We start from the raw sequence: 21,349 nt of genomic DNA, 5'->3' as shown, positions 1-21,349 counted from the left end.
CGTCCACTGGGAAGTCACGTGTTACGACGCACCGGAATCGATTGAGCTGCAAGGCCGCGGCCGAGGCGGGATTCGGATTGCGGTCGGGGTGACCATCTCCGACGACCACCCCGGATCGAAGTTTCACCTCACCGCGGACCTGCGGGGCGGGGTACTCAGCGGGCCGGTGGGGGGCCTGGTCGCCAGGGTGTTGCGCTCCGACATCCGCAAATCGGTCGGCAACCTGGCCGCCCTGCAATAATCGACAAATTACGGTGCGTGCCGCCGCATCGCGCGGTCGCGTTCGGCGTCGCGAAACCGCCTGCCGTCCATGACAAGCCAGGCCAGGCCGGCCCCGAAAGCCAACAAACCGACGCTCGCGGCGACAACGCCAGCGCCCGCTTCACCGAGGGCGAAATTGATCACGCAGACCACGAACGCCAGTGCGGCGATCCCCATAATAACGAGCCCGGGCGAGTGCTCCGCATCCCGGCGCGCGCGCATGATGTGGTTCATGGCCGTCCCCTCAGCTGTCGTTATCGTTCACCGCTTCATTGCGGCTACCCGAAACACCCTCCGAGGAAACGACTTCCGGGCTGCGCACCTACAGCGTCTGGTGGCGTCCGAAGTACTTGTGGTCTTCGCTGTAGCCGCCGTAACCGCTGCCGATGTCGCGGTAGTCGGCGACGAACTCGATCCCCTTGATCCACTTCACCAGCTTGAAGCCGTGCTGCAACTCGTTGCGCAGCCGCAGCGGCTTGCCGTGCATGTAGGGGAGCGGCTGGTCGTTCATGTTGTAGGCCAGCATCGTCATGTGATGGTCCATCTGGCCGATGTGGTGGGCGTTGTAGTAGATGCCACCGGTGGCGCCGAGGCCCATCGAATAGAACACCGCCCATTTCGCCTCGGGCAGCGGTTTGACGATGTCCATGATCGCCTTCATCTGCACGCCGCCCCACTTGGCCACGCCCGACCAGGCCTGGATGCAGAAGTGCTGGCTGATCTGCTCGTGGTAGGGCAGCGCCTTCAGATCGTCGAGCGAGAATTCCATCGGGTGCTCGACGAGGCCGTAGACCCTCAGCCGCCAATCGCGAAAGTCGTTGGCCTCCAACTCTTTGTACTCGACGGTCTCCGGCAGGCGGCCGTTGCGCCAGTGGTGCGGTGAGATGTCCTTTTCGGTGAAAGCACCGGGCTTGGGATCGAGCTGTTCGAGCATGCGCTGGAACGGGCCCACGAGCGCATAGCCGACCCGCTGGATCACCCGGGGGTGCCGAATCGTGAAGGGAGTGGCCCACACCCACGCGACGGCCGTCACCGCCATCGCCGCGGCAAAGATCCAGAAACCCACCCAGCTGTCGTCGTCGCGCGAGGCGAACATGTGGTTGAGGTTTTGCAGGGCGCCGGTGGTCAAGACCATCGTCACATGTACCAGGATGAAGAACAAAAAGTACACCAGCACAACGAAATGCAGGGAGCGCGCGTGCTGAATGCTCAGTCGCTTGCTGAGCCAGTGGACCCGCTGCGACAGCGCCGGCGACATGCCCAGGCCGGTGATCAACGCCGCCGGCGCGGCGATGAAGATGGTGGTGAAGTAGGCCAGCAGCTGGAGGCCGTTGTAGGCGACCCAGCCGTCGTCCTTCGGCCAGTCCAGCGACAGGTACTGCACCGCAACGGACGCGGCGTTGGGGAAGACGTCCCAGCTGGTGGGCACGATGTGGCGCCACTGGCCGGTGACGAACAACAGCACGTAGAAGACCAACCCATTGACGAGCCAGAGCACGTCGATGCCGAGGTGCCACCACCGGGCCAGCCCGATGGAGTGCCGGAATCCCGGCAACCCGAGTTGCGGTGGCAGCGCTACGGTGTCGGCGTTGGCGGTCCACAGTTCGTCGTCCGGCACCGGCGGCCCGACCCGCAGCCATTCGTCTTTGCCCGGTGTGGCGTTGCGGCTGAAGTAGAGCCGCGGATGGTCACAAAGGATCTGGATCCCCGTGCGGATGATGAACATCATCATGAACAGGTTGAAGAAGTGGGTCCACCCGATCCACGCGGGCAGGCCCGGGCTGACACCGGTATGGGTGTCGGTCCCGGGGTAGCGCTGGACGAACGACTGCACGGCCGGCATGTTGTGCAGGCCTTTGCCGATCGCCACTCCCACGACCAGCAGGGCAAAGCCGATCGGAATCAGCCAGAGCAGGTTGAACCACTTGTCCCGCCCGACGCGCAGTTTGGGAGCCGTCGCCCGCCTGGTCAGGTCGAAGCCGCCGCCGTACGCCTCCACATCGATGGTGTCCTCGGCGGTGTGTATCTCGTTGCGGTAGTCCGGATCTTCCGCCAGCGGCGTGCCTACAGCCAGTGTCGACACAGCGCCGTCCACTGCTACCCGCCCCCCGGCGGTCCCGGCGGAGTCAGCGCCGGAGTCCCGATGTTCGGTGTTCGTCACTCGGCCGAAAATACCTGAGTGGGCTTGGATAAATTGGACTCGATCGCGAACAAAAGCTCCCAGGGCGGCCGCTCCGGGCTGTCCGGTCGTCGGCAACAGTTGCCGGCCGGCAAAATCCGCATCGGAATTGATGGCGGTAGCCGCAACTGACAATTAAATGGTTATTTTTCGCCGCAAATTCGGTTCCTTGTCAGTCACTGTGAATTTGGGCATAACCTTCTGGATGTCGGCTACGCCGGGTCTCGCGGCAGCAATTTTCGGGCCGGACGGGTCTCAATGGCGTTGATGGTCAGCGCCCGGCGGCTGATCCGCCAGCCCGCGTCGGTCAGTTGGTAGCCGTCGTCGTACCGCAGGTGCCACACCACGTCGACCACGTCCTCGCCGCGCCTGCTCCAGTGGTGCGCGACGCATGCGATGCGCCCGCTCGCCGCGCCGGGGCGCGGGCCGTCGTCATAGACCTCGCCGATGATGGCGTGCTCGGTGCGGGTGACGGCGGCGACGGCGGCCACCGCGGCGGCGATGGCCTCCCGGCCCCGGTGGGAGTGAACGGGCTCCAGCGTGGCCGGCGGCTCGGGGAGTACCAGCTCGGCCTCCTCGGTGAAAAGCGCTACGGCGGAGTCGAATTGGCGGTCGTCGATGTTCGCGGCGTAGCGGTGCACCACGCCGCTGAGTGCCACCCGGTCGTCGACTGAAAGGGTCATGAGGTGAGGGACAGCCGTTGCGCGCACGCCGACAGCATGTCCTTGGCTTCTTCGATGTCGGCGGTCGGCGGCATCGACAACACGATCCGGTCGGCGCCCTGATCGACGAGGCCACCCGCGCGTTCGGCGTCGATCTTGTTGACCGCGTGGCCCAGCGACACTTCCAGGGCCGCCGGATCGCGGCCCGCCGCGGACGCCTCGTCACGCATCAGCGCGATCAGCGATGCGAGTTGCGGGCCCGCCACGCCCAGGGGCTGGAAGCCATCTCCCAAGCGTCCCGCGCGCCGCGCCGCCGCCCGGCTGTGCCCCCCGATATGGATCGGAAGACGTTCGGCCGCAACGGGTTTCGGGTAGCACATGACGTCTTCGAAGTCGAAGAATTCGCCGTGGTGCGAGGCCCCTTGCGGCCGGTCGGCCCACAGGGCCCGCAGCACGGCCAACTGCTCGTCGACCCGCCTGCCCCGGCTCTCGAACTCCGCGCCGCAGGCGGCCAGCTCCTCCTTGAGCCAGCCCACCCCCACGCACAGCCGTAGGCGCCCGCCCGAGAGCGCGTCGACGGTCGCCGCGCGTTTGGCGAGCACCACCGGGTGGTGGTTGGGCAGCACCAGCACCCCGGTGGCCAGCCGTAGGCGGCTGGTGTGGCCGGCCAGGAAGGCCAGCAGGTCGAGCGGGTCGGGGATCGGGCAGTCGGCGGCCAGGCCCACGCGTCCGGAGCTGTCGTAGGGGTAGACGCTGTCATAACGGGTGACCAGGACGGTGTGCTCGACGACCACGATCGATTCGAACCCGCAGCGCTCCAGGTGGCCCGCGAAGCTCACCATCCAGCCGGGATCCGCGGTGACACCGTCGGCGACCGGGGCCACCACCCCCACCTTGAGGGAAGCCTTCATGGGACCCGAAGCTAACAGGCCACTGACGCCTAAGGCGCGATCGCCTCGCGGACGGCCTCGGCCAGGGTGGCCGCCCGGGGATCGGTGAAGACCTCTTCGAGCGTGACCGGCCGGCCGTCGGGCCCGGTCAGCGGGACCCGCCAGTTGGGGTATTCGTCGGTGGTGCCCGGCTGGTTCTGGGTGCGGCGGTCGCCGACGGCATCGGTCAGCGCAACTCCCAGCAGGCGCGACGGCGTTCGGCCCAGGTACCGGTAGAGCGCGAGGATGACGAGTTCCGGATCGTCCTCGCCGGCACCGAGCAGGCCGACCCGGCGCAGCTCGGCCATCCACGCCGCCTGCTCGGCCCGGTCTGATTCCAGCTCGGCCTCCACGGGCCGGGTGAGCAGCCCCAACGACTCCCGCAGCCGCACGTGTTCGCCCGCCAGGTAACCGGCCGTCGGCGGCAGATCGTGGGTGGTCACCGAGGACAGGCAGTACTCACGCCAGCGCTCGGCCGGCAGCGGGCCGCCGTTTCCGTCCCGATCCAATTCGAACCAGAGGATCGAGGTGCCCAACACGCCGCGCAACAAGAGGTAGTCGCGCACCCAGGGTTCGACGGTGCCGAGATCCTCGCCGACGACCAGCGCGCCGGCCCGGTGTGCCTCGAGGGCGACGATGCCGATCATCGCCTCGTGGTCGTAGCGCACGTAAGTGCCCTGAGTGGGCGGTGCGCCCTGCGGGATCCACCACAGCCGGAACAACCCGATGATGTGGTCGATGCGGACACCGCCGGCATGCCGCAGCTGCGCCCGGATGAGCGCGCGAAACGGCAGGTACTCCCGCTCGTCCAGCCGGTCCGGTCGCCAGGGCGGCTGCGACCAGTCCTGGCCGAGTTGGTTGAACTCGTCCGGCGGCGCGCCCGCCGTCACGCCCAGCGCCATCGCGTCCTGCAGGGCCCAGGCGTCGGCGCCGTCGGGGTGCACGCCGACGGCCAGATCGTGCATGACGCCCAACGCCATCCCGGCCCGGATCGCCTGCGACTGTGCCGACGCGAGCTGTTCGTCGAGTTGCCATTGCAGCCATCGGTGGAAATCGACTGCGTCCGAATGCCTTTCGGCAAAACCGGCGACCCCGGCTGCGTCGGGATGCCGCAGCGAATCCGGCCAGCGGTGCCAATCACCGCCGTATTCCTCGGCCAGCGCGCAATAGACGGCGAAGTCCTCGAGTGGGGTTCCCTCCCGGTCGCGGAACGCGGCGTAGGCCAGCTCGCGGCCGGCCGACCGCGGCACCTCGTGCAGCAACTTGAGCGCAGCGCGTTTGGCCGCCCAGGCGCCGTCGCGGTCGATGGCGTCGAGCCGGCCGGCCCGTCGCTGGACATCGGAGCGCAGCCGACGCACCCGGCCGCGCTTGGTGAGGTCGGCGTATTCCGGGATCGCCTCGACGCGCAGATAGATCGGGTTGACGAAGCGACGCGAGGTGGGCAGGTACGGCGACGGTTCCATCCGCCCGCCCGGACCGAACCCGGCCGCGTGCAGCGGGTTGATCAGCACGTAGTCGGCGCCGTGGCGGGACGCCGACCACACCGCGAGGTCGGTCAGGTCGGTGAGGTCACCGACGCCCCACGACTGGCGGGATCGCACGCTGTAGAGCTGGGCGGCCAGCCCCCACGCGCGCCGGGCGCCGAGCTGCTCGGGCAGGCCGAGCCAGTCGGGTGTCACGATCAGCGCGGTGCTCGTCTCGCAGTCGCCCGACCGCAGGTGCACGCGGTGGTAGCCCAGCGGCAGGTGGGCGGGCAGGGCGAAGCTGGCCTCGCCGATCCAGCGGCCGTCCAGCTCGAATGGCGGCGTGAAGTTGTCGACCTGCTGCACCCCGCCGCGCACGGTGCCGTCCTCCAGCTGCAGCCACACCTCGGCGGGGTCCCCGTGGGTGACGTGCGCCCAGAACCGGATTTGTTCGCCGGCGCGCCCGACGATGGTCGCCGGCATTCGCCGCTGCCAATACGCGCGGCGGTGCGCCGTCAGGGCGGCGTTGCGCTCCTGTTCGGTGCCGGCCTCGACACCCAGCGCGGCGAGCACCGCCACCAGCGTCTGCGCGGGGACCGGCACCGGCCGTCCGGTCCAGTCCTCGTATTCGGTCGCGATGCCGAACCGGCGGGCGAGTTCGACCAGCGAGGGCGCGAGCTCAGGCATGCCGCCCATCTTGCTTGAGGATGCCGGGACCCGGCTCGGGCGGGGGCCGTCGCCGCAAGCTTCCCGTTCAGCAGGACTAGTCGGGCATCCGCGGCTAACATGCGCAGTGAAGACGCGAAAAATCCAGCCGGGGGATGAGTGGGGAAGAGCGATGTTGGCGGCGCCGCCGATGGGCCAGGCGCTCGGACAGAGGCGGGGTTCGCCGGCCCAGCGCGATGTAAATAGAAGGTGAAGCGCACGCCAACGCGTGGCGAGGCAGGTGCGGGTCCCTTACGGTTGTCGATGTAATTCGCGCAGCGGACATTTTCGACGGACAATATCCAGGCGTTCTAGCAGACCGGATGGTGAAATAACGTGGCGGAAGAGAGTCGCGGGCAGCGGGGCACCGGGTACGGCCTCGGGTTGTCGACCCGTACCCAGGTGACGGGCTATCAATTCCTGGCCCGCCGAACCGCGATGGCACTGACCCGCTGGCGGGTCCGCATGGAGATCGAGCCGGGCCGGCGCCAGACGCTGGCCGTCGTGGCCTCGGTCTCCGCCTCGCTGGTCATTTGCCTGGGCGCGCTGCTGTGGTCCTTCCTCAGCCCGTCCGGTCAGATCAACGAGTCGCCGATCATCGCCGACCGTGACTCCGGCGCGCTGTACGTCCGCGTGGGCGACAGGCTCTATCCGGCGCTGAACCTCGCGTCGGCGCGGCTGATCACCGGGCGGCCGGACAACCCGCACCTGGTGCGGTCGAGCCAGATCGCAAACCTGCCCCGCGGTCCCCTGGTGGGCATCCCGGGCGCACCCTCGAACTTCGCGCCCAAGACCCCGACCGCGTCGTCGTGGCTGGTGTGCGACACGGTGGCCGGTTCGACCGGGACGGGCACGCCGTCGGGGGTGACGGTGACGGTGATCGACGGCACCCCGGACCTCAGCGGCCACCGCCAGGTGCTGAACGGGTCGGACGCCGTGGTGCTGCGCTACGGCGACGAGGCGTGGGTGGTCCGGCAGGGCCGCCGGTCGAAGATCGACGCGATGAACCGGTCGGTCCTGTTGCCGCTGGGTTTGACTCCCGAGCAGGTCAGCCTGGCGAAGCCGATGAGCCGCGCCCTCTACGACGCGCTGCCGGTGGGGCCCGAACTGACGGTGCCCGAAATCCCGAACGCGGGTTCCCCGGCGACGTTCGCGAATGCGCCCGGCCCGGTGGGCACGGTGATCGTCACACCGCAAATCAGTGGGCCGCAACAGTATTCGCTGGTGTTGACCGAGGGCGTGCAGACGCTGCCCCCGTTGGTGGCCCAGATCCTGCAGAACGCCGGCGGCCCGGGTGGTAACACGAAGCCGGTCACGGTGGAACCCTCGGCGCTGGCGAAGATGCCGGTGGTCAACAAGCTGGACCTGTCGTCGTACCCCGACAACCCGTTGAACGTGATGGACATGCGGGAGAACCCGGCGACCTGCTGGTGGTGGCAGAAGACCTCCGGGGAGAACCGGGCCCGCATCCAGGTCGTGTCCGGCTCGACCCTGCCCATCCCCACCAAGGAGATGAGCAAGGTCGTGTCCTTGGTGAAGGCCGACACGACCGGCCGCGAGGCCGACCAGGTCTACTTCGCCTCCGATCACGCGAACTTCGTGGCCGTCACCGGCAACGACCCCGGCGCCAAGACGACGGAATCGCTGTGGTGGCTGACGGACGCCGGCGCCCGGTTCGGCGTCGACGACACCCGCGAGGCCCGCGAGGCGCTGGGCTTGAAGACCGCGCCCAGCCTGGCGCCGTGGGTGGCGCTGCGACTGCTGCCGCAGGGACCGACCCTGTCGAGAGCAGACGCCTTGGTGGAGCACGACACGCTACCGATGGACATGTCCCCTGGAGATTTGGTGGTACCTAAGTGAAGCGCGGATTTGCCAGGCCAACGCCGGAGAAGCCCCCGGTCATCAAGCCGGAGAACATCGTCCTACCGACCCCGCTGAGCATCCCGCCACCGGAGGGCAAGCCCTGGTGGATCGTCGTGGTCGGCGTGGTGGTGATCGGCCTGCTGGGCGGCATGATCGCCATGACCTTCGCCAGCGGCTCGCACGTGTTCGGCGGTGTCGGCGCGATCTTCCCGATCTTCATGATCGGCGGCATGGCGATGATGATGTTCGGCGGTCGGTTCGGCGGCCAGCAGCAGATGAGCCGGCCGAAGCTGGACGCGATGCGCGCCCAGTTCATGCTGATGCTCGACATGCTGCGCGAGACGGCCCACGAGTCGGCCGACAGCATGGACGCCAACTACCGGTGGTTCCACCCGGCGCCCGACACGTTGGCCGCGGCTGTCGGATCGTCGCGGATGTGGGAGCGCAAGCCCGACGGCAAGGACCTCAACTTCGGTGTGGTGCGCGTCGGCGTGGGCATGACGCGCCCAGAGGTGACCTGGGGCGAGCCCCAGAACATGCCGACCGACATCGAGCTCGAGCCCGTGACGGGTAAGGCGTTGCAGGAATTCGGGCGCTACCAAAGCGTCGTCTACAACCTGCCCAAGATGATCTCCCTGCTGGTCGAGCCGTGGTACTCGCTCATCGGCGACCGCGAGCAGGTGCTGGGACTGATGCGGGCGATCGTCTGCCAGCTGGCGTTCTCGCACGGGCCGGACCACGTGCAGATGGTCGTGGTCAGCTCCGAGCTGGAGAAATGGGACTGGGTGAAGTGGCTGCCGCACTTCGGCGACCCGCGCCGTCAGGACGCGGCGGGCAACGCGCGCATGGTCTACAGCTCGGTGCGCGAGTTCGCCGCGGAGCAGGCCGAATTGTTTGCCGGCCGTGGGTCTTTCACGCCCCGGCATGCCAGTTCGTCGGCGCAGACCCCTACCCCGCACACGGTGATCATCGCCGATGTCTCGGACCCGCAGTGGGAGTTCGTGATCAGCGCCGAGGGTATCGACGGCGTGACGTTCTTCGACCTGACCGGCGGATCGATGTGGTCGGCCGTCCCCGAACGGACCTTGAAGTTCGACGAGCGCGGCGTGATCGAGGCGCTGCCCCGCGACCGCGACACCTGGATGGTCATCGACGAAAACGCGTGGTTCTTCGCCCTGACCGACCACGTCAGCATCGCGGAGTCGGAGGAGTTCGCGCAGAAGCTGGCGCGCTGGCGACTGGCCGAGGCGTACGAAGAGATCGGTCAGCGGGTTGCCCACATCGGTGCCCGAGACATCATGGCGTACTACGGGATTGACGATCCCGCCGACATCGACTTCGACGCGCTGTGGGGGAGCCGCTCCGACGCGATGGGCCGGTCGCGGCTCCGGGCGCCGTTCGGCAATCGCTCCGACAACGGCGAGCTGCTGTTCTTGGACATGAAGTCGCTGGACGAAGGCGGCGACGGCCCGCACGGGGTCATGTCCGGAACGACCGGTTCGGGTAAGTCGACGCTGGTGCGGACCGTGATCGAATCGCTGATGCTCGGACACCCGCCCGAGGAGCTGCAGTTCGTGCTGGCCGACCTCAAGGGCGGTTCGGCGGTCAAGCCGTTCGCGGGCGTGCCGCACGTGTCGCGCATCATCACCGACCTGGAGGAAGACCAGGCGCTCATGGAGCGCTTCCTGGATGCCCTGTGGGGCGAAATCGCCCGCCGCAAGGCGATCTGCGACAGCGCCGGCGTCGATGACGCCAAGGAGTACAACTCCGTGCGCCTTCGGATGCGGGCGCGCGGCCAGGACATGCCGGCGCTGCCGATGCTGGTGGTCGTCATCGACGAGTTCTACGAGTGGTTCCGCATCATGCCGACCGCGGTGGACGTGCTGGACTCGATCGGACGTCAGGGACGCGCCTACTGGATCCACCTGATGATGGCGTCGCAGACCATTGAAAGCCGGGCCGAGAAGCTCATGGAGAACATGGGTTACCGGTTGGTGCTGAAGGCCCGTACCGCGGGCGCGGCCCAGGCGGCCGGCGTGCCGAATGCGGTGAACCTGCCGGCCCAGGCCGGTCTGGGGTATTTCCGTCGCAGCCTCGAGGACATCGTCCGGTTCCAGGCCGAGTTCCTGTGGCGGGACTACATCTCCCGGGGGATCACCATCGACGGCGAGGTAGCCCCGGCGCTGGTGCACAGCATCGATTACGTTCGCCCGCAACTGTTCACCAACTCCTTTACCCCGCTCGAGGTCAGCGTCGGGGGACCCGAACTCGAGCCGGTCCACTCGAACGGTGAGGCGCTCGAGGCGGCCGATGCCGAGAGCGAGGAGGACGAGGAAGGGATCAGGGTGCCGAAGGTCGGCACGGTGATCATCGACCAGCTGCGCAAGATCGACTTCGAGCCGTACCGGCTGTGGCAGCCGCCGCTGAGCCAGCCCGTCGCGATCGACGAGCTGGTCAACCGGTTCATCGGCCACCCCTGGCAGCAGGACTACGGCACCGCCCAGAACCTGGTGTTCCCGATCGGGATCATCGACCGCCCGTTCAAGCACGACCAGCCGCCGTGGACGGTCGACACCTCGGGGCCCGGGGCCAACGTCCTGATCCTGGGCGCCGGTGGTTCGGGCAAGACGACGGCGCTGCAGACGCTGATCTGCTCCGCCGCGCTGACGCACACCCCCGAGCAGGTGCAGTTCTACTGCCTGGCCTACAGCGGCACCGCGCTGACCACCATCGCGCGCCTGCCGCACGTCGGTGAGGTGGCCGGTCCCACGGACCCCTACGGCGTGCGCCGTACGGTGGCCGAACTGCTGGCGTTGGTGCGCGAGCGCAAGCGCACCTTCCTCGAATACGGCATCGCCTCGATGGACGTGTTCCGGCGGCGCAAGTTCGCCGGCGAGGCGGGCCCGGTGCCCAACGACGGGTTCGGCGACGTCTACCTGGTGATCGACAACTACCGGGCGTTGGCCGAGGAGAACGAGGTCCTGATCGAGCAGGTGAACCTGATCATCAACCAGGGTCCCTCGTTCGGGGTGCACGTGGTCGTCACCGCCGACCGCGAATCGGAGCTGCGGCCGCCCGTGCGCAGTGGTTTCGGTTCCCGGATCGAGTTGCGCCTGGCCGCGGTGGAAGATGCCAAGCTGGTGCGTTCCCGGTTCGCCAAGGAGGTTCCGGTCAAGCCGGGGCGCGGCATGGTGGCGGTCAACTACGTCCGCCTGGACTCCGACCCGCAGGCCGGCCTGCACACGTTGGTGGCCCGGCCCGCGCTGGCCAGCACGCCCAACAACGCGTTCGCGTCCGACAGCATCATCGAGGCCGTCAGCCGGCTCGCCAGCGGCCAGGCCCCGCCGATCCGTCGGCTGCCCGCGCGGTTCGGCGTGGAGCAGGTGCGCGAGCTCGCCGCCCGCGACACCCGCCAAGGGGTGGGCGCCGGCGGCATCGTCTGGGCGATCTCGGAATTGGACCTGGCGCCGGTGTACCTCAACTTCGCCGAGAACGCGCACCTGATGGTGACGGGCCGGCGCGAGTGCGGGCGCACCACGACGCTAGCCACCATCATGTCCGAGATCGGCCGGCTGTATGCGCCGGGATCGAGCAGCGCACCGACACCGCCGGCCGGGCGGCCGTCGGCGCAGGTGTGGCTGGTCGACCCGCGCCGCCAGCTGCTGACCGTGCTGGGCTCCGAGTACGTCGAGAAGTTCGCCTACAACCTCGACGGCGTGCAGGAGATGATGAACGAGATGTCGGCTCTGTTGGCCAGCCGCGAACCACCGCCCGGCCTGTCGGCACAGGAGCTGTTGGCGCACTCCTGGTGGAGCGGCCCGGAGATCTTCTTGATCGTCGACGACATCCAGCAGATGCCGGCGGGCTTCGACTCGCCGCTGCACAAGGCCGCCGCCTGGGTGACCAGGGCCGCCGACGTCGGCTTGCACGTGATCGTGACCCGGACGTTCGGTGGGTGGTCCTCGGCGGGCAGCGACCCGATGCTGCGGGCGCTGCACCAGGCGAACGCGCCGCTGCTGGTGATGGACGCCGACCCCGACGAGGGCTTCATCCGCGGCAAGATGAAGGGCGGTCCGCTGCCCCGCGGCCGAGGCCTGCTGATGGCCGAGGATACCGGCACCTTCGTGCAGGTGGCGGCCACCGAGTTCCGGCACTAAAGACGGCTTTGCCGCTGCGCTGGGGTTGACCCGTCGGGCTAGTCCCAGCGCAGCGGTAATTCCTTGAGTGCGAACGTCTTTGACGGGAATTTGATGTCGGGGGCGTAGTCGGCCGGCAGTTCGAAATCGGGAATCTGCTTGAGCCATTCCGCGACGATGATGGTCAGCTCGATCCGTGCCAGGTGCGAACCCAGGCAGCGGTGCGGTCCGCCGCCAAATCCCCAGTGCCGGTGCACCTTACCGTCCAGGAACAGCTCGTCGGTGGACATCGCGTCGCTGCCGTCGCGGTTCACCGCGGCCATGCACAAGCGGACCGGCGTGCCCGCGGGCAGCGTCATGCCGCCCACGGTGACGATCTCCGTCGTGACCCGGGGCGCCACCGGTGCCGAAGGCTCCAGCCGCACGATCTCTTCGATGAATACCCTGATCTGCCTGGGATTTCCGCGCAGCGCGTCGCGCAGTTCCGGTCGGCGCGCCAATTCGAAGAGGGAGAACCCGATCGCCGCGGTCACCGTGTCGAGGCCCGCCAGGATCAGCAGGTGGCTCATCCCCAGCAACTCGAGATCGCTGAAATCGCCGTCGCCGGTCATCACTTGGGACAACATGTCGTCGCCGGGATTCTGCCGGCGTTGCTGGATCAGGTCGGTGAGGTACGCGAATAGCGCCTGCCCTTTGCTCATGTCCTCCGGGGAAAGGTAGGGCTTATCGCCGATGACGGCGTCCTTCCAGTCGATCAGGCGGTCACGGTCCTGCAGCGGCAGACCGTACAGGTCGAGGAACACCTGAAACGGATACAGCCTCGCGAAATCCGCCATCACCTCGCACTCGCCGCGTGCGGCAAGCTCGGCGATCATCTCGGCGGCGTGGCGCTGCAGCACCGGCCGGGACTTACTCAAACCCTGCGGGCTGAAATACGGCTGCAGGATCTTGCGGTAGCGGGTGTGCTCCGGCGGGTCGAACGCCAGCGGCACCACCGGGAGCTGCAGCCCGGGGGGCTGCAGCGCCAGTCGAGACGAGAAGACCTTGGGATTGCGCAGCGCCGCGAGCACGTCCTCGCGGCGGGTCAGGTAGTAGTGGCCGTTCATGAACACCACCGGCCCGGCGTCGCGCAACGTCTTCCATCCGACGCCGCGGTCGGCGGCCATCGGTAAGTTGGAGTACTCGAGCCGGGGGAGGTGAAAGGTGCCGGCCTGGCTTTCGCCAAGAGTGCTCATTCGCCCTGATCTCCGCTTGTCCGTGTGATTTTCGTGTCTTGCCGTCCCAGTGCCCGATGCAGCGGGCCTGCCCGGACCCCGGTGGCACACCAATATCGCATGTCGGTGACACGGGCACCAATTCGCGCGGCCGCGATCGGCGACCATCTCCTCAACCTTATCGACCGGCTAATCTACCTACGATTTGTCACATCCGTTCTGGGTAGTCCCGCAAGCCGTCCAGGAAGGAAACCTCGTGAAGGTTCGTCTCGAAAAGTCCAAATGCGTTGGCCACGCCCAGTGCTACGCCGTCGATCCCGAACTGTTTCCCATCGACGCGTCGGGCTATTCGACCCTCGAAGAGCACGAGGTGAGGCCCGAGGACGAACAGTTGACCCGCGACGGCGTGGCATCCTGCCCGGAAATGGCGCTGATCCTCGAGGGCGACTAGCGGGCAAACGGCCGAACCAAAAGCAAACTACGGGTGAACGATTGGCGGCCGTAGGTGAACTGCGGTTGGCCGGGAGTGAATAATCATCGGCCCGGAATGAACAATTGGCATCGGCGGTCGGCGCGCCCTTTATCAGCAGCTAATGTCTGTGGCGAGCGGCAGTTCGGGCACTAAGAGCTGTCGCTCGGTTGCTGACCGCGGGCTGATCGGGGCACATTGTGGATGTCATACCTGACCGGGCGTTAGGTAATCCTGGTGGCACAGCACCTATCCGGACAGACGGGCCGGATGCGTCGCCGTGCGTCCCGACCCCGCGAACTGAGTTTGCTGGTCAACAAGGTCGTGACCGCGCTCACCACGATTTTTACCTGACCGCCGCGATCGCTAACGCGATCACGGCCGACTGAGGAGGACACGGGGTGTTCGACTTCGGAGCGTTACCGCCCGAAATCAATTCCGGTCGGATGTACGCGGGTCCGGGAGCCGGGTCGCTCATGGTTGCCGCGACGGCCTGGGATGCGCTGGCGGCAGAGCTGAGCACGGCGGCGAGTGGCTACGACTCGGTGATCACGGAGCTGACGAGCGCGCCGTGGGTGGGGCCGTCATCGACGGCGATGGTGTCGGCGGTCGTGCCGTACGTGAGCTGGCTCAGCACGGCGGCCGGCCTGGCCGAGGACAGCGCCGGCCAGGCGCGCGCGGCGGCGGGTGCCTTCGAGGCCGCGTTCACGATGACCGTGCCCCCGCCGGTGATCGCCGCCAATCGGGTGCTGCTGGCGACGCTCGTCGCGACCAATTTCTTCGGGCAGAACACGCCGGCGATCATGGCCACCGAGGCGCAATACATGGAGATGTGGGCCCAGGACGCGGCCGCCATGTACGGCTATGCCGCCTCATCGGCGGCCGCCACGGTGTTGACCCCCTACCAGTCGCCGCCGAATACCAGCACACCGGACGCGCCGGCCCAGCAAGGCGCCGCCGTCGCCCAGGCCACGGCCCAGCCGGCCGGCAACTCGGCGGCGCAGGCGGTCCAGGCCGCCTCGATCCCTCAGACATTGCAGCAACTGGCACTGCAGCAACTGTCCGGTTATCAGTTCACGAACTGGCCGTTCTCGATGTTCCAGAACCAGATACAGGATCTCATCAAGTACGGGCTACCCACCTCGGCGAACGACTGGTTTGGGATCAGGGCAAACGGCTTGGCGTTTCCCGCGAGCGGCATAAGTCCGCTGTACAACGAGGGCAGGCAATTCTTGCAGGCCTACTTCGGGGTGGGCCTGGGGCAGTTCGGTGCCTCGATCGGACAGCAGTTGACATTCGGCCCCGGTGGATCCACGGCCGGTGCGGGTGGTGCCTGGTTCCCGACGCCCCAGTTCGGCGGCCTGCACCTGGGCGCGGTGGGCGGCGGCATCGGCGCCCACCCGGCCGGCGCGGTGTCGGCGGGCACCGGCGCGGCCGGCAAGGTCGGGATGCTGTCGGTCCCGGCGAATTGGACGACGCCGACATCGGAGGCGGCCGTCACGCTCGCCGCGTCGGAGGAGACTCCCGCACAGGCCAGCGCTGGCGGCGGCGTACCGGGGAACGGCATCCTGCGCGGCATTCCGATGACGGGCGCGGGCCGGCGCACCGCGGGCTATGGCTATACCAACAAATACGGGTTCCGCTACAGCGTGCTGACACGCCCGCCGTCGGCCGGCTGACCAGGAGCGACGACGATGACCTTTCCGCCGGCAAACCGGCCCAGGGTTGCCCCAAATGAACAGCAGTTGTCCACCAGTGAACAGTTGGCGCTAAGGAGGCGCGACCCGGAGGGATCCAATTAGTCTCACTAGCAAGCCATGTCTGAAGCGAACTTCAGCAGCAATCTTTCCTTGAAGGTCATCGAGCCTGAAAGTTGAGGAGGAAACCAAATGTCCTTTGTGACCACACAGCCGGAAGCGCTGGCGGCGGCCGCGGGCAGCCTGCAAGGCATCGGCTCAGCGTTGAGCGCCCAGAACGCCGCGGCGGCGGCCCCGACGACCGGGGTGGTGCCCGCTGCGGCCGACGAGGTGTCGGCGCTGACCGCGGCCCAGTTCGCCGCCCACGCCCAGATGTACCAGGCCGTCAGCGCGCAGGCTGCGGCGATTCACGAGCAGTTCGTCAGCACCCTGGGCATCAGCTCGGGGTCGTACGCGGCGACCGAGGCGGCCAGTGCGGCCGCGGCCGGCTAGGAGGCAAAGATGAGTGACTTGGGAATGCTGCCGCCGGAGGTCACCTCCGCGATGATCTACGCGGGCCCGGGTTCCGGGTCGATGATGGCGGCGGCCGCGGCGTGGAACGGGATTGCCGCCGAATTGACTTCGGCCGCTTTGGGATACGACCAGATCATCACCCAGCTGTCCAGCGAGGAGTGGATGGGGCCCGCCTCGGCGTCGATGGCTTCGGCGGCGCAGCCGTACGTGCAGTGGATGACGACCACCGCCGGTCAGGCCGAGGAAGCCGCTGCCCAGGCCCAGAACGCCGCGGCGGCCTACGAGACCGTGCTCGCCTCGGTGGTGCCCCCGCCGCTGATCGCGCTCAACCGCACGGAGCTGTCGCAGGCCATGGCGACCAACGTGCTGGGTCAAAACAACGGGATCATTTCGCAGCTGGAGGCCCAGTACCAGGAGTTCTGGGCGCAGAACTCCGCGGCGATGTACAGCTACGCCGGTCAGTCCGCGGCTGCGGCCAAGGTGACGCCGTATCAAAACGCGCCGGCGGTTGCCAATCCGGCCGCCGCCGCCGTCACTCAGTCCGCGGCGCCGGCCGCCTCGATCCAGCAGACCCTGCAGAGCTACCTCAGCCAGATTCAGGGCTCGTTGGGCGCCCTCTCCACGCCCGGCTCGACCACCTCGTTTGTGAACCAGTTCTCGGCGAGCAACCCCTTGCTGCAGGAGCTCTGGTTCCTGGTCAGCGGCCAGACCGTGCTCCCGTCGAACATGGGGACGTTCCTGGGCGGCTACTCCAACTACGCGAGCTTCTTCTACAACACCGAGGGTCTGCCCTACTTCAGCATCGGTATGGGCAACAACTTCGTCCAGGTCGCGAAATCGGTGGGCGCGCTCACCGGGCCGCCGGCGGCAGCGGCGGCCGCCGCTGTGCCCAAGGGCTTGCCCGGCCTGGGCGGGCTGTTGGGCGGCGGCACTGGCGCGGCGGCGCACCTGGGCAGCGCGACGTCGATCGGCAAGCTGTCGGTCCCGGTCTCGTGGACGGGGGCGACCGCCCCGGCGCTGCCGCATGCCACGGCCATTCCGGTCAGCACCGTCAGCGCGGCCCCGGAGGCCGCCGGTGGCCCCGGCAACCTGCTCGGCGGCATGCCGCTGGCCGGCGCGGGCGCCGGCGCGGGCAGCGGTGCCGGACCCCGCTACGGGTTCCGTCCGACCGTCATGGCCCGGCCGCCGCTCGGCGGGTAACCGCCAGCACTGCAACATAGCGCCGCGGGCGCAGGCCCACAGCCTGCGCCCGCGGTGGCGTTTTGGCGAAGCGGCGGTGGCCTCACCTGCGTCGGCAAACCCGGCCTGGCCCGCTCGCAATGGCCCATTGCTCTTACCCCAGGGCCCGCGGCCGCGCGCAACGACGGCTTTATCTGCGGCCGGATTTTTAACCATCCCGTCGGCTTTTGCGCCGCCGAACCTTCTCACAACGGCCCCGCCCGCCGCGCGCCGCCGAACCGCCGCCGCCGGGCTATGGGCGCATTTCTGCAGCTAGAGGCTCTGGCCGCAAAGCCGCATCCATCGACGATCGAGACCTGCCTCGCTCTCGGGTCGCCCGCCGGATCGTTACCGGCCCAAGGTGCCCGCCATCGGGCGTGGAGGCGGCGGTGGGGTCGCGGCGTTTAGCCTCACAGCAGAACAACTTCGTGAACAATCGTGTCGTTATATCCGAACTTGCGGAGAAAACATGCCTTTTGAGTCCGGCGGTACGTAAGTGCTCGACTTCGGGGCGCTACCGCCAGAGATCAACTCGGGCCGGATGTACGCCGGCCCGGGTTCCGGGTCGATGATGGCCGCGGCGTCGGCCTGGGATGGGCTGGCCACCGAATTGAGCCTGACCGCCACCGGCTACACGTCGGCTGTCACCGAGCTGACCAGCTCACCGTGGCTGGGCCCGGCGTCGCAAGCCATGGTGGCCGCGGCCACCCCATACATCTCCTGGCTCAGTGCTGCGGCCGCGCTGGCCGAGGAAACCGCCAACCAAGCCCGGGCGGCCGCGGCGGCGTTCGAAACCGCGTTTGCCATGACGGTCCCTCCTCCGGTTGTCGCGGCCAACCGGGTGTTGTTGATGACTCTGGTCGCGACCAATTTCTTCGGCCAGAATTTTCCCGCGATCGCCGCCACCGAGGCCCAGTACGCGGAGATGTGGGCCCAAGACGCCACGGCGATGTACGGCTACGCCGGCTCCTCGGCGGTTGCGACGCAGTTGAACGCGTTCAGCGAGCCGGCACAGACCACCGACCAAAGCGGACTGGCGGCGCAGGCGGCCGCCGTCAGCCAGGCCATCGCCACGCCCGCCGGCACCAGCGCGCCGGAAGCGGCCGCCGCGAGCCCTGGACTGTCCCTGACCCCGGACGCGATCTCTGTCACGTCGATCTTCGCGCCGATCAACCAAGCGCTGCAACAACTTTCGACGGGAGCGTTGGCGTCGCCACTGAACCCCTACAACTGGTGGATCGTCCAGCAGTTCGCCAACCTCAACGTGACGAACCGCGTTGCGTTGTCCCGGTTCGCCGTGGGGCTACCGTACTTCTCCGTCGGGATGATGAGTTTCGTCGGCTCGATCGCGCAGCAGTTGACTTTCGGTCCCGGCGGCACGACGGCCGGGTCGCAGGGCGCCTGGTTCGCCACACCCCAATTCGCCGGCCTGCACCTGGGCTCGGTGGCCGGTGGCGCGGCCGGCCACGGCGGTGTGGCGGCGAATTTGTCGTCGGCCACCAAGATCGGCGGGCTGTCGGTGCCGCAGGCGTGGTCCGGCTCGCCCGCCACGGTGGAGCAGCAGGTCGCCCAGGCCCTTGCCGTCGACTACGCCACCGACCCGCAGGGCGCCGGCCCCAACGGACTGCTGCGCGGGATGCCGATGGGCACCGGCAGCCGACGCACCGGCTCCGCCTGGCCGCCCCGCGAATACGGCTTCAGACGCAGTGTCCTCGCCCGTCCGCCATCGGCCGGATGACGCAGATGACCAATGACAGTCGCCAAGCGCGTACTCAGCCGACCGAATCCCACGCGATACGGCCGGCGCCATCGAATGCGGTATGGCAAAGCGCTGCAAGCGATTTCGACGCGATCGAGCCGGCTACGGAGACGGCCAACGCGGCCGCGACTGGTTAAGGAGTCAGGAAATGGCAATCGATTTTGGTGCATTACCGCCCGAGATCAACTCGGCGCGCCTGTACGCCGGCGTGGGCTCCACGCCGTTGGTGACCGCGGCGTCGGCGTGGAACTCGCTGGCCGCCGAGCTGAACGCGGCCGCCCTGGGTTACGAGAACGTGGTGACCCAGCTGGCCAGCGAGGAGTGGCTGGGGCCGGCCTCGGGGTCGATGGCGGCGGCGGCGCAACCATACGTGGAGTGGGTGAGCACCACGGCAGCCCAGGCCGAGCAGGCGGCCACGCAGGCCAGTGCGGCCGCGGCCGCCTATGAGGCCGCGTTCGCAACGATAGTGCCGCCGCCGCTGATCGCGGCAAACCGAGCCGCACTGGCTCAGGCGGTGCAGACCAACGTGCTTGGTCAAAACACCGGGATCATCGCGCAATTGGAGGCGCAATACGGCGAATTCTGGGCGCAGGACGCCGCGACCATGTACAGCTACGCCGGAAACTCGGCGTCGGCTTCCACCGTGACGCCGTTCACCGCGGCGCCGGCGGTCGCCAGCCCCACCGCTTCGAGTACCCAGGCGGCCGCGACAACCGCCGCCGCGACCACCTCGGTCGGCTCGATACAGAACCAGATCAACAGCGCCATCAGCCAGATCACCGCGCAACTCACCAGCCTGGCGTCGCCGTACTACACGCCGTTGCAGCAGGAATGGTGGTATTTCGCGTCGGGCACGGGCCCGCTGTCCTCGGTGTGGCAGGTTTTGTTCGGCAGCCCCACCTTCCCCGGCACCAGCCTTTCGGCATTTATGTCCGCGATCTCGCCGTACGCCGGGGTTTTCTACAACACCGAGGGTCTGCCCTACTTCAGCATCGGCATGGCCAACTCCATGACCCAGACCGCGAAAACGCTCGGCGCGATCGGCGGGGCGGCGGCGCCGGCGGCGGCCGCCATCCCCAAGGGATTGCCCGGGCTGGGCGGGCTACTCGGGGGCGGCGCCCCCGTGGCGGCGCATCTGGGCAGCGCCACCTCGCTCGGCAAGCTGTCGGTGCCGGCCTCGTGGTCGGGGCCCGTCGCGGCGCCGAGCCACGCCACCGCCATACCCGTCAGCAACGTCAGGGAGGCGCCCGACGCGGGAGCCGGAAACCTCCTGGGCGGCATGCCGCTCGCGGGCGCGGGTACCGGCGGGTCCAACGCGGGACCGCGTTACGGATTCAAGCCGGTCGTGATGGCCCGCCCGCCCGCCGCCGGATAGCGCCGGTGGGCCACAGTGACGACTTTGCTCCCGCGCGATTTCGTCCCTTCGGTGATAAGCTCCATACGTGCTGGCCAGCAGGCCTGTCACAGCATCACCGGGGCCTCGGCTCTGACTGTTTGCTGTGACGGTCCTGTGAACGCCAGCGGTAGGGGCCGGGCGCTGTTACTGTGTCGTTACCAAAAGTGAATTTGCCGTGCCATCCAGTGAACAATTGAGAACGGGTGGCCTCGGAGCGAGCTTTAAGCGGATGTTGTCATCTACTCTCTTGCACAAAGCGGTGCGGAGGAATTCGAGGAGGGAAACCTATGTCGTTCGTTACCACACAGCCGGAGGCCCTGGCCGCGGCCGCCGGAAGCTTGCAGGGGATCGGCTCGGCGCTGAGCGCCCAGAACGCCGCCGCGGCGGCCCCGACGACCGGGGTGGTGCCCGCGGCGGCCGACGAGGTGTCGGCGCTGACCGCGGCGCAGTTCGCTGCGCACGCACAGATGTACCAGGCCGTCAGCGCGCAGGCGGCCGCCATTCACGAGCAGTTCGTGAGCACCCTGGGAATCAGCTCGGCGTCCTACGCCGCGACCGAAGTCGCCAACGCGGCGTCGGCGGGCTGATCGGGTCCAGCGGTTAACGCCTTTGACGGAACCCGCGACGGCGCGGGTTCCATGGCGATCATCCGGCGTCAATGGCGTCGGGGCCTGACGGCTGGGCCGAAGCAGCTTTCCGGGGGGACAAACTTTTCTGCATGCGACTCGGCGGTGCGGTAGCGCGTAACCGCCGGGTCGTCGCTCATCACAACTGAAAACAAGTCACTCAAGAATTAAGGAGAAAGCCAACATGGCAACACGTTTTATGACCGACCCGCACGAGATGCGGGCGATGGCGGGCCGTTTTGAGGTCCACGCGCAGACC

General features: G+C 68.0%; 16 protein-coding genes and 1 pseudogene. 11 read left to right on the top strand and 6 right to left on the bottom strand.

All coding sequences use genetic code 11. The features are described 5' to 3' along the window. On the top strand, positions 1–241 hold a 241-nt coding region (locus tag A5787_RS12915; RefSeq protein WP_197507097.1), incomplete at its 5' end, for an SRPBCC family protein. Positions 242–249: 8 nt separating this feature from the next. Here the strand turns inward: A5787_RS12915 and A5787_RS12910 are convergent. The 5 genes from A5787_RS12910 to malQ form a co-directional block, all read right to left on the bottom strand. After that, the gene (locus A5787_RS12910) at positions 250–495 is read right to left on the bottom strand and encodes a hypothetical protein (RefSeq protein ID WP_066967027.1); all 246 of its coding nucleotides are present in this window, start codon (positions 493–495) and stop codon (positions 250–252) included. Between the two features lie 88 nt (positions 496–583). Continuing rightward, a complete protein-coding gene (locus A5787_RS12905) occupies positions 584–2,335 on the bottom strand; it encodes a molybdopterin-dependent oxidoreductase (RefSeq protein ID WP_156763916.1) in 1,752 nt (583 codons plus the stop codon). 317 nt (positions 2,336–2,652) lie between these two features. Then, a complete protein-coding gene (locus A5787_RS12900; RefSeq protein WP_066967021.1) occupies positions 2,653–3,123 on the bottom strand; it encodes a nuclear transport factor 2 family protein in 471 nt (156 codons plus the stop codon). Further along, a complete protein-coding gene (locus tag A5787_RS12895) occupies positions 3,120–4,013 on the bottom strand; it encodes an LLM class F420-dependent oxidoreductase (RefSeq protein WP_066967018.1) in 894 nt (297 codons plus the stop codon). Before A5787_RS12895 ends, A5787_RS12900 begins: the two co-directional genes overlap by 4 nt. 29 nt (positions 4,014–4,042) lie before the next feature. Next, the gene (malQ, locus tag A5787_RS12890) at positions 4,043–6,181 is read right to left on the bottom strand and encodes a 4-alpha-glucanotransferase (protein WP_066967033.1); all 2,139 of its coding nucleotides are present in this window, start codon (positions 6,179–6,181) and stop codon (positions 4,043–4,045) included. Between the two features lie 354 nt (positions 6,182–6,535). On the opposite strand from malQ, the gene eccB reads away from it, so the two are divergent. Next, positions 6,536–8,059, top strand: a complete 1,524-nt coding sequence (eccB, locus tag A5787_RS12885) for a type VII secretion protein EccB (RefSeq protein WP_066967014.1) — start codon at positions 6,536–6,538, stop codon at positions 8,057–8,059. Beyond that, positions 8,056–12,219 carry a type VII secretion protein EccCa gene (gene eccCa / locus A5787_RS12880; RefSeq protein WP_066967012.1) on the top strand — a complete coding sequence of 1,388 codons (4,164 nt, stop codon included), beginning with the start codon at positions 8,056–8,058 and terminating at the stop codon, positions 12,217–12,219. The genes eccB and eccCa overlap by 4 nt, the downstream gene beginning before the upstream one ends. Positions 12,220–12,257: 38 nt before the next feature. Here the strand turns inward: eccCa and A5787_RS12875 are convergent, their stop codons facing one another. Further along, positions 12,258–13,433, bottom strand: a complete 1,176-nt coding sequence (locus A5787_RS12875; protein WP_066967008.1) for a cytochrome P450 — start codon at positions 13,431–13,433, stop codon at positions 12,258–12,260. Positions 13,434–13,668: 235 nt separating this feature from the next. On the opposite strand from A5787_RS12875, the gene A5787_RS12870 reads away from it, so the two are divergent. The 8 genes and pseudogenes from A5787_RS12870 to A5787_RS26665 all read left to right on the top strand — a co-directional run. Continuing rightward, positions 13,669–13,863, top strand: a complete 195-nt coding sequence (locus A5787_RS12870) for a ferredoxin (protein ID WP_066967031.1) — start codon at positions 13,669–13,671, stop codon at positions 13,861–13,863. A 419-nt stretch (positions 13,864–14,282) separates the two neighbouring features. Then, on the top strand, positions 14,283–15,560 hold the full coding sequence (locus A5787_RS12865) for a PPE family protein (RefSeq protein WP_066967005.1): 1,278 nt from the start codon (positions 14,283–14,285) through the stop codon (positions 15,558–15,560). 210 nt (positions 15,561–15,770) lie between these two features. Continuing rightward, the gene (locus tag A5787_RS12860; protein ID WP_066967003.1) at positions 15,771–16,070 is read left to right on the top strand and encodes a PE family protein; all 300 of its coding nucleotides are present in this window, start codon (positions 15,771–15,773) and stop codon (positions 16,068–16,070) included. Between the two features lie 9 nt (positions 16,071–16,079). Next, positions 16,080–17,291, top strand: a complete 1,212-nt coding sequence (locus tag A5787_RS12855) for a PPE family protein (protein ID WP_066967000.1) — start codon at positions 16,080–16,082, stop codon at positions 17,289–17,291. Positions 17,292–17,805: 514 nt separating this feature from the next. Further along, positions 17,806–19,047, top strand: a complete 1,242-nt coding sequence (locus A5787_RS12850; protein ID WP_066966997.1) for a PPE family protein — start codon at positions 17,806–17,808, stop codon at positions 19,045–19,047. 175 nt (positions 19,048–19,222) lie between these two features. Further along, positions 19,223–20,443, top strand: a complete 1,221-nt coding sequence (locus A5787_RS12845) for a PPE family protein (RefSeq protein ID WP_156763915.1) — start codon at positions 19,223–19,225, stop codon at positions 20,441–20,443. 308 nt (positions 20,444–20,751) lie between these two features. Beyond that, the gene (locus A5787_RS12840; protein ID WP_066912446.1) at positions 20,752–21,051 is read left to right on the top strand and encodes a PE family protein; all 300 of its coding nucleotides are present in this window, start codon (positions 20,752–20,754) and stop codon (positions 21,049–21,051) included. A 223-nt stretch (positions 21,052–21,274) separates the two neighbouring features. Next, positions 21,275–21,349, top strand: a pseudogene (locus tag A5787_RS26665) (WXG100 family type VII secretion target); the annotation flags it as partial.

The sequence above is a fragment of the Mycobacterium sp. 852002-50816_SCH5313054-b genome (assembly GCF_001667185.1).
In the GTDB taxonomy this organism is placed as follows: Bacteria; Actinomycetota; Actinomycetes; order Mycobacteriales; family Mycobacteriaceae; genus Mycobacterium.
This window is presented reverse-complemented; position numbering and strand designations above follow the sequence as displayed.

Excerpts from the sequence above, each read along its gene's own strand:
- A5787_RS12895 (WP_066967018.1), bottom strand. The coding sequence starts at position 4,013 with ATGAAGGCTTCCCTCAAGGTGGGGGTGGTGGCCCCGGTCGCCGACGGT.
- A5787_RS12855 (WP_066967000.1), top strand. The coding sequence starts at position 16,080 with ATGAGTGACTTGGGAATGCTGCCGCCGGAGGTCACCTCCGCGATGATC.
- A5787_RS12840 (WP_066912446.1), top strand. The coding sequence starts at position 20,752 with ATGTCGTTCGTTACCACACAGCCGGAGGCCCTGGCCGCGGCCGCCGGA.
- A5787_RS12900 (WP_066967021.1), bottom strand. The coding sequence starts at position 3,123 with ATGACCCTTTCAGTCGACGACCGGGTGGCACTCAGCGGCGTGGTGCAC.
- A5787_RS12860 (WP_066967003.1), top strand. The coding sequence starts at position 15,771 with ATGTCCTTTGTGACCACACAGCCGGAAGCGCTGGCGGCGGCCGCGGGC.
- A5787_RS12875 (WP_066967008.1), bottom strand. The coding sequence starts at position 13,433 with ATGAGCACTCTTGGCGAAAGCCAGGCCGGCACCTTTCACCTCCCCCGG.
- malQ (WP_066967033.1), bottom strand. The coding sequence starts at position 6,181 with ATGCCTGAGCTCGCGCCCTCGCTGGTCGAACTCGCCCGCCGGTTCGGC.
- A5787_RS12910 (WP_066967027.1), bottom strand. The coding sequence starts at position 495 with ATGAACCACATCATGCGCGCGCGCCGGGATGCGGAGCACTCGCCCGGG.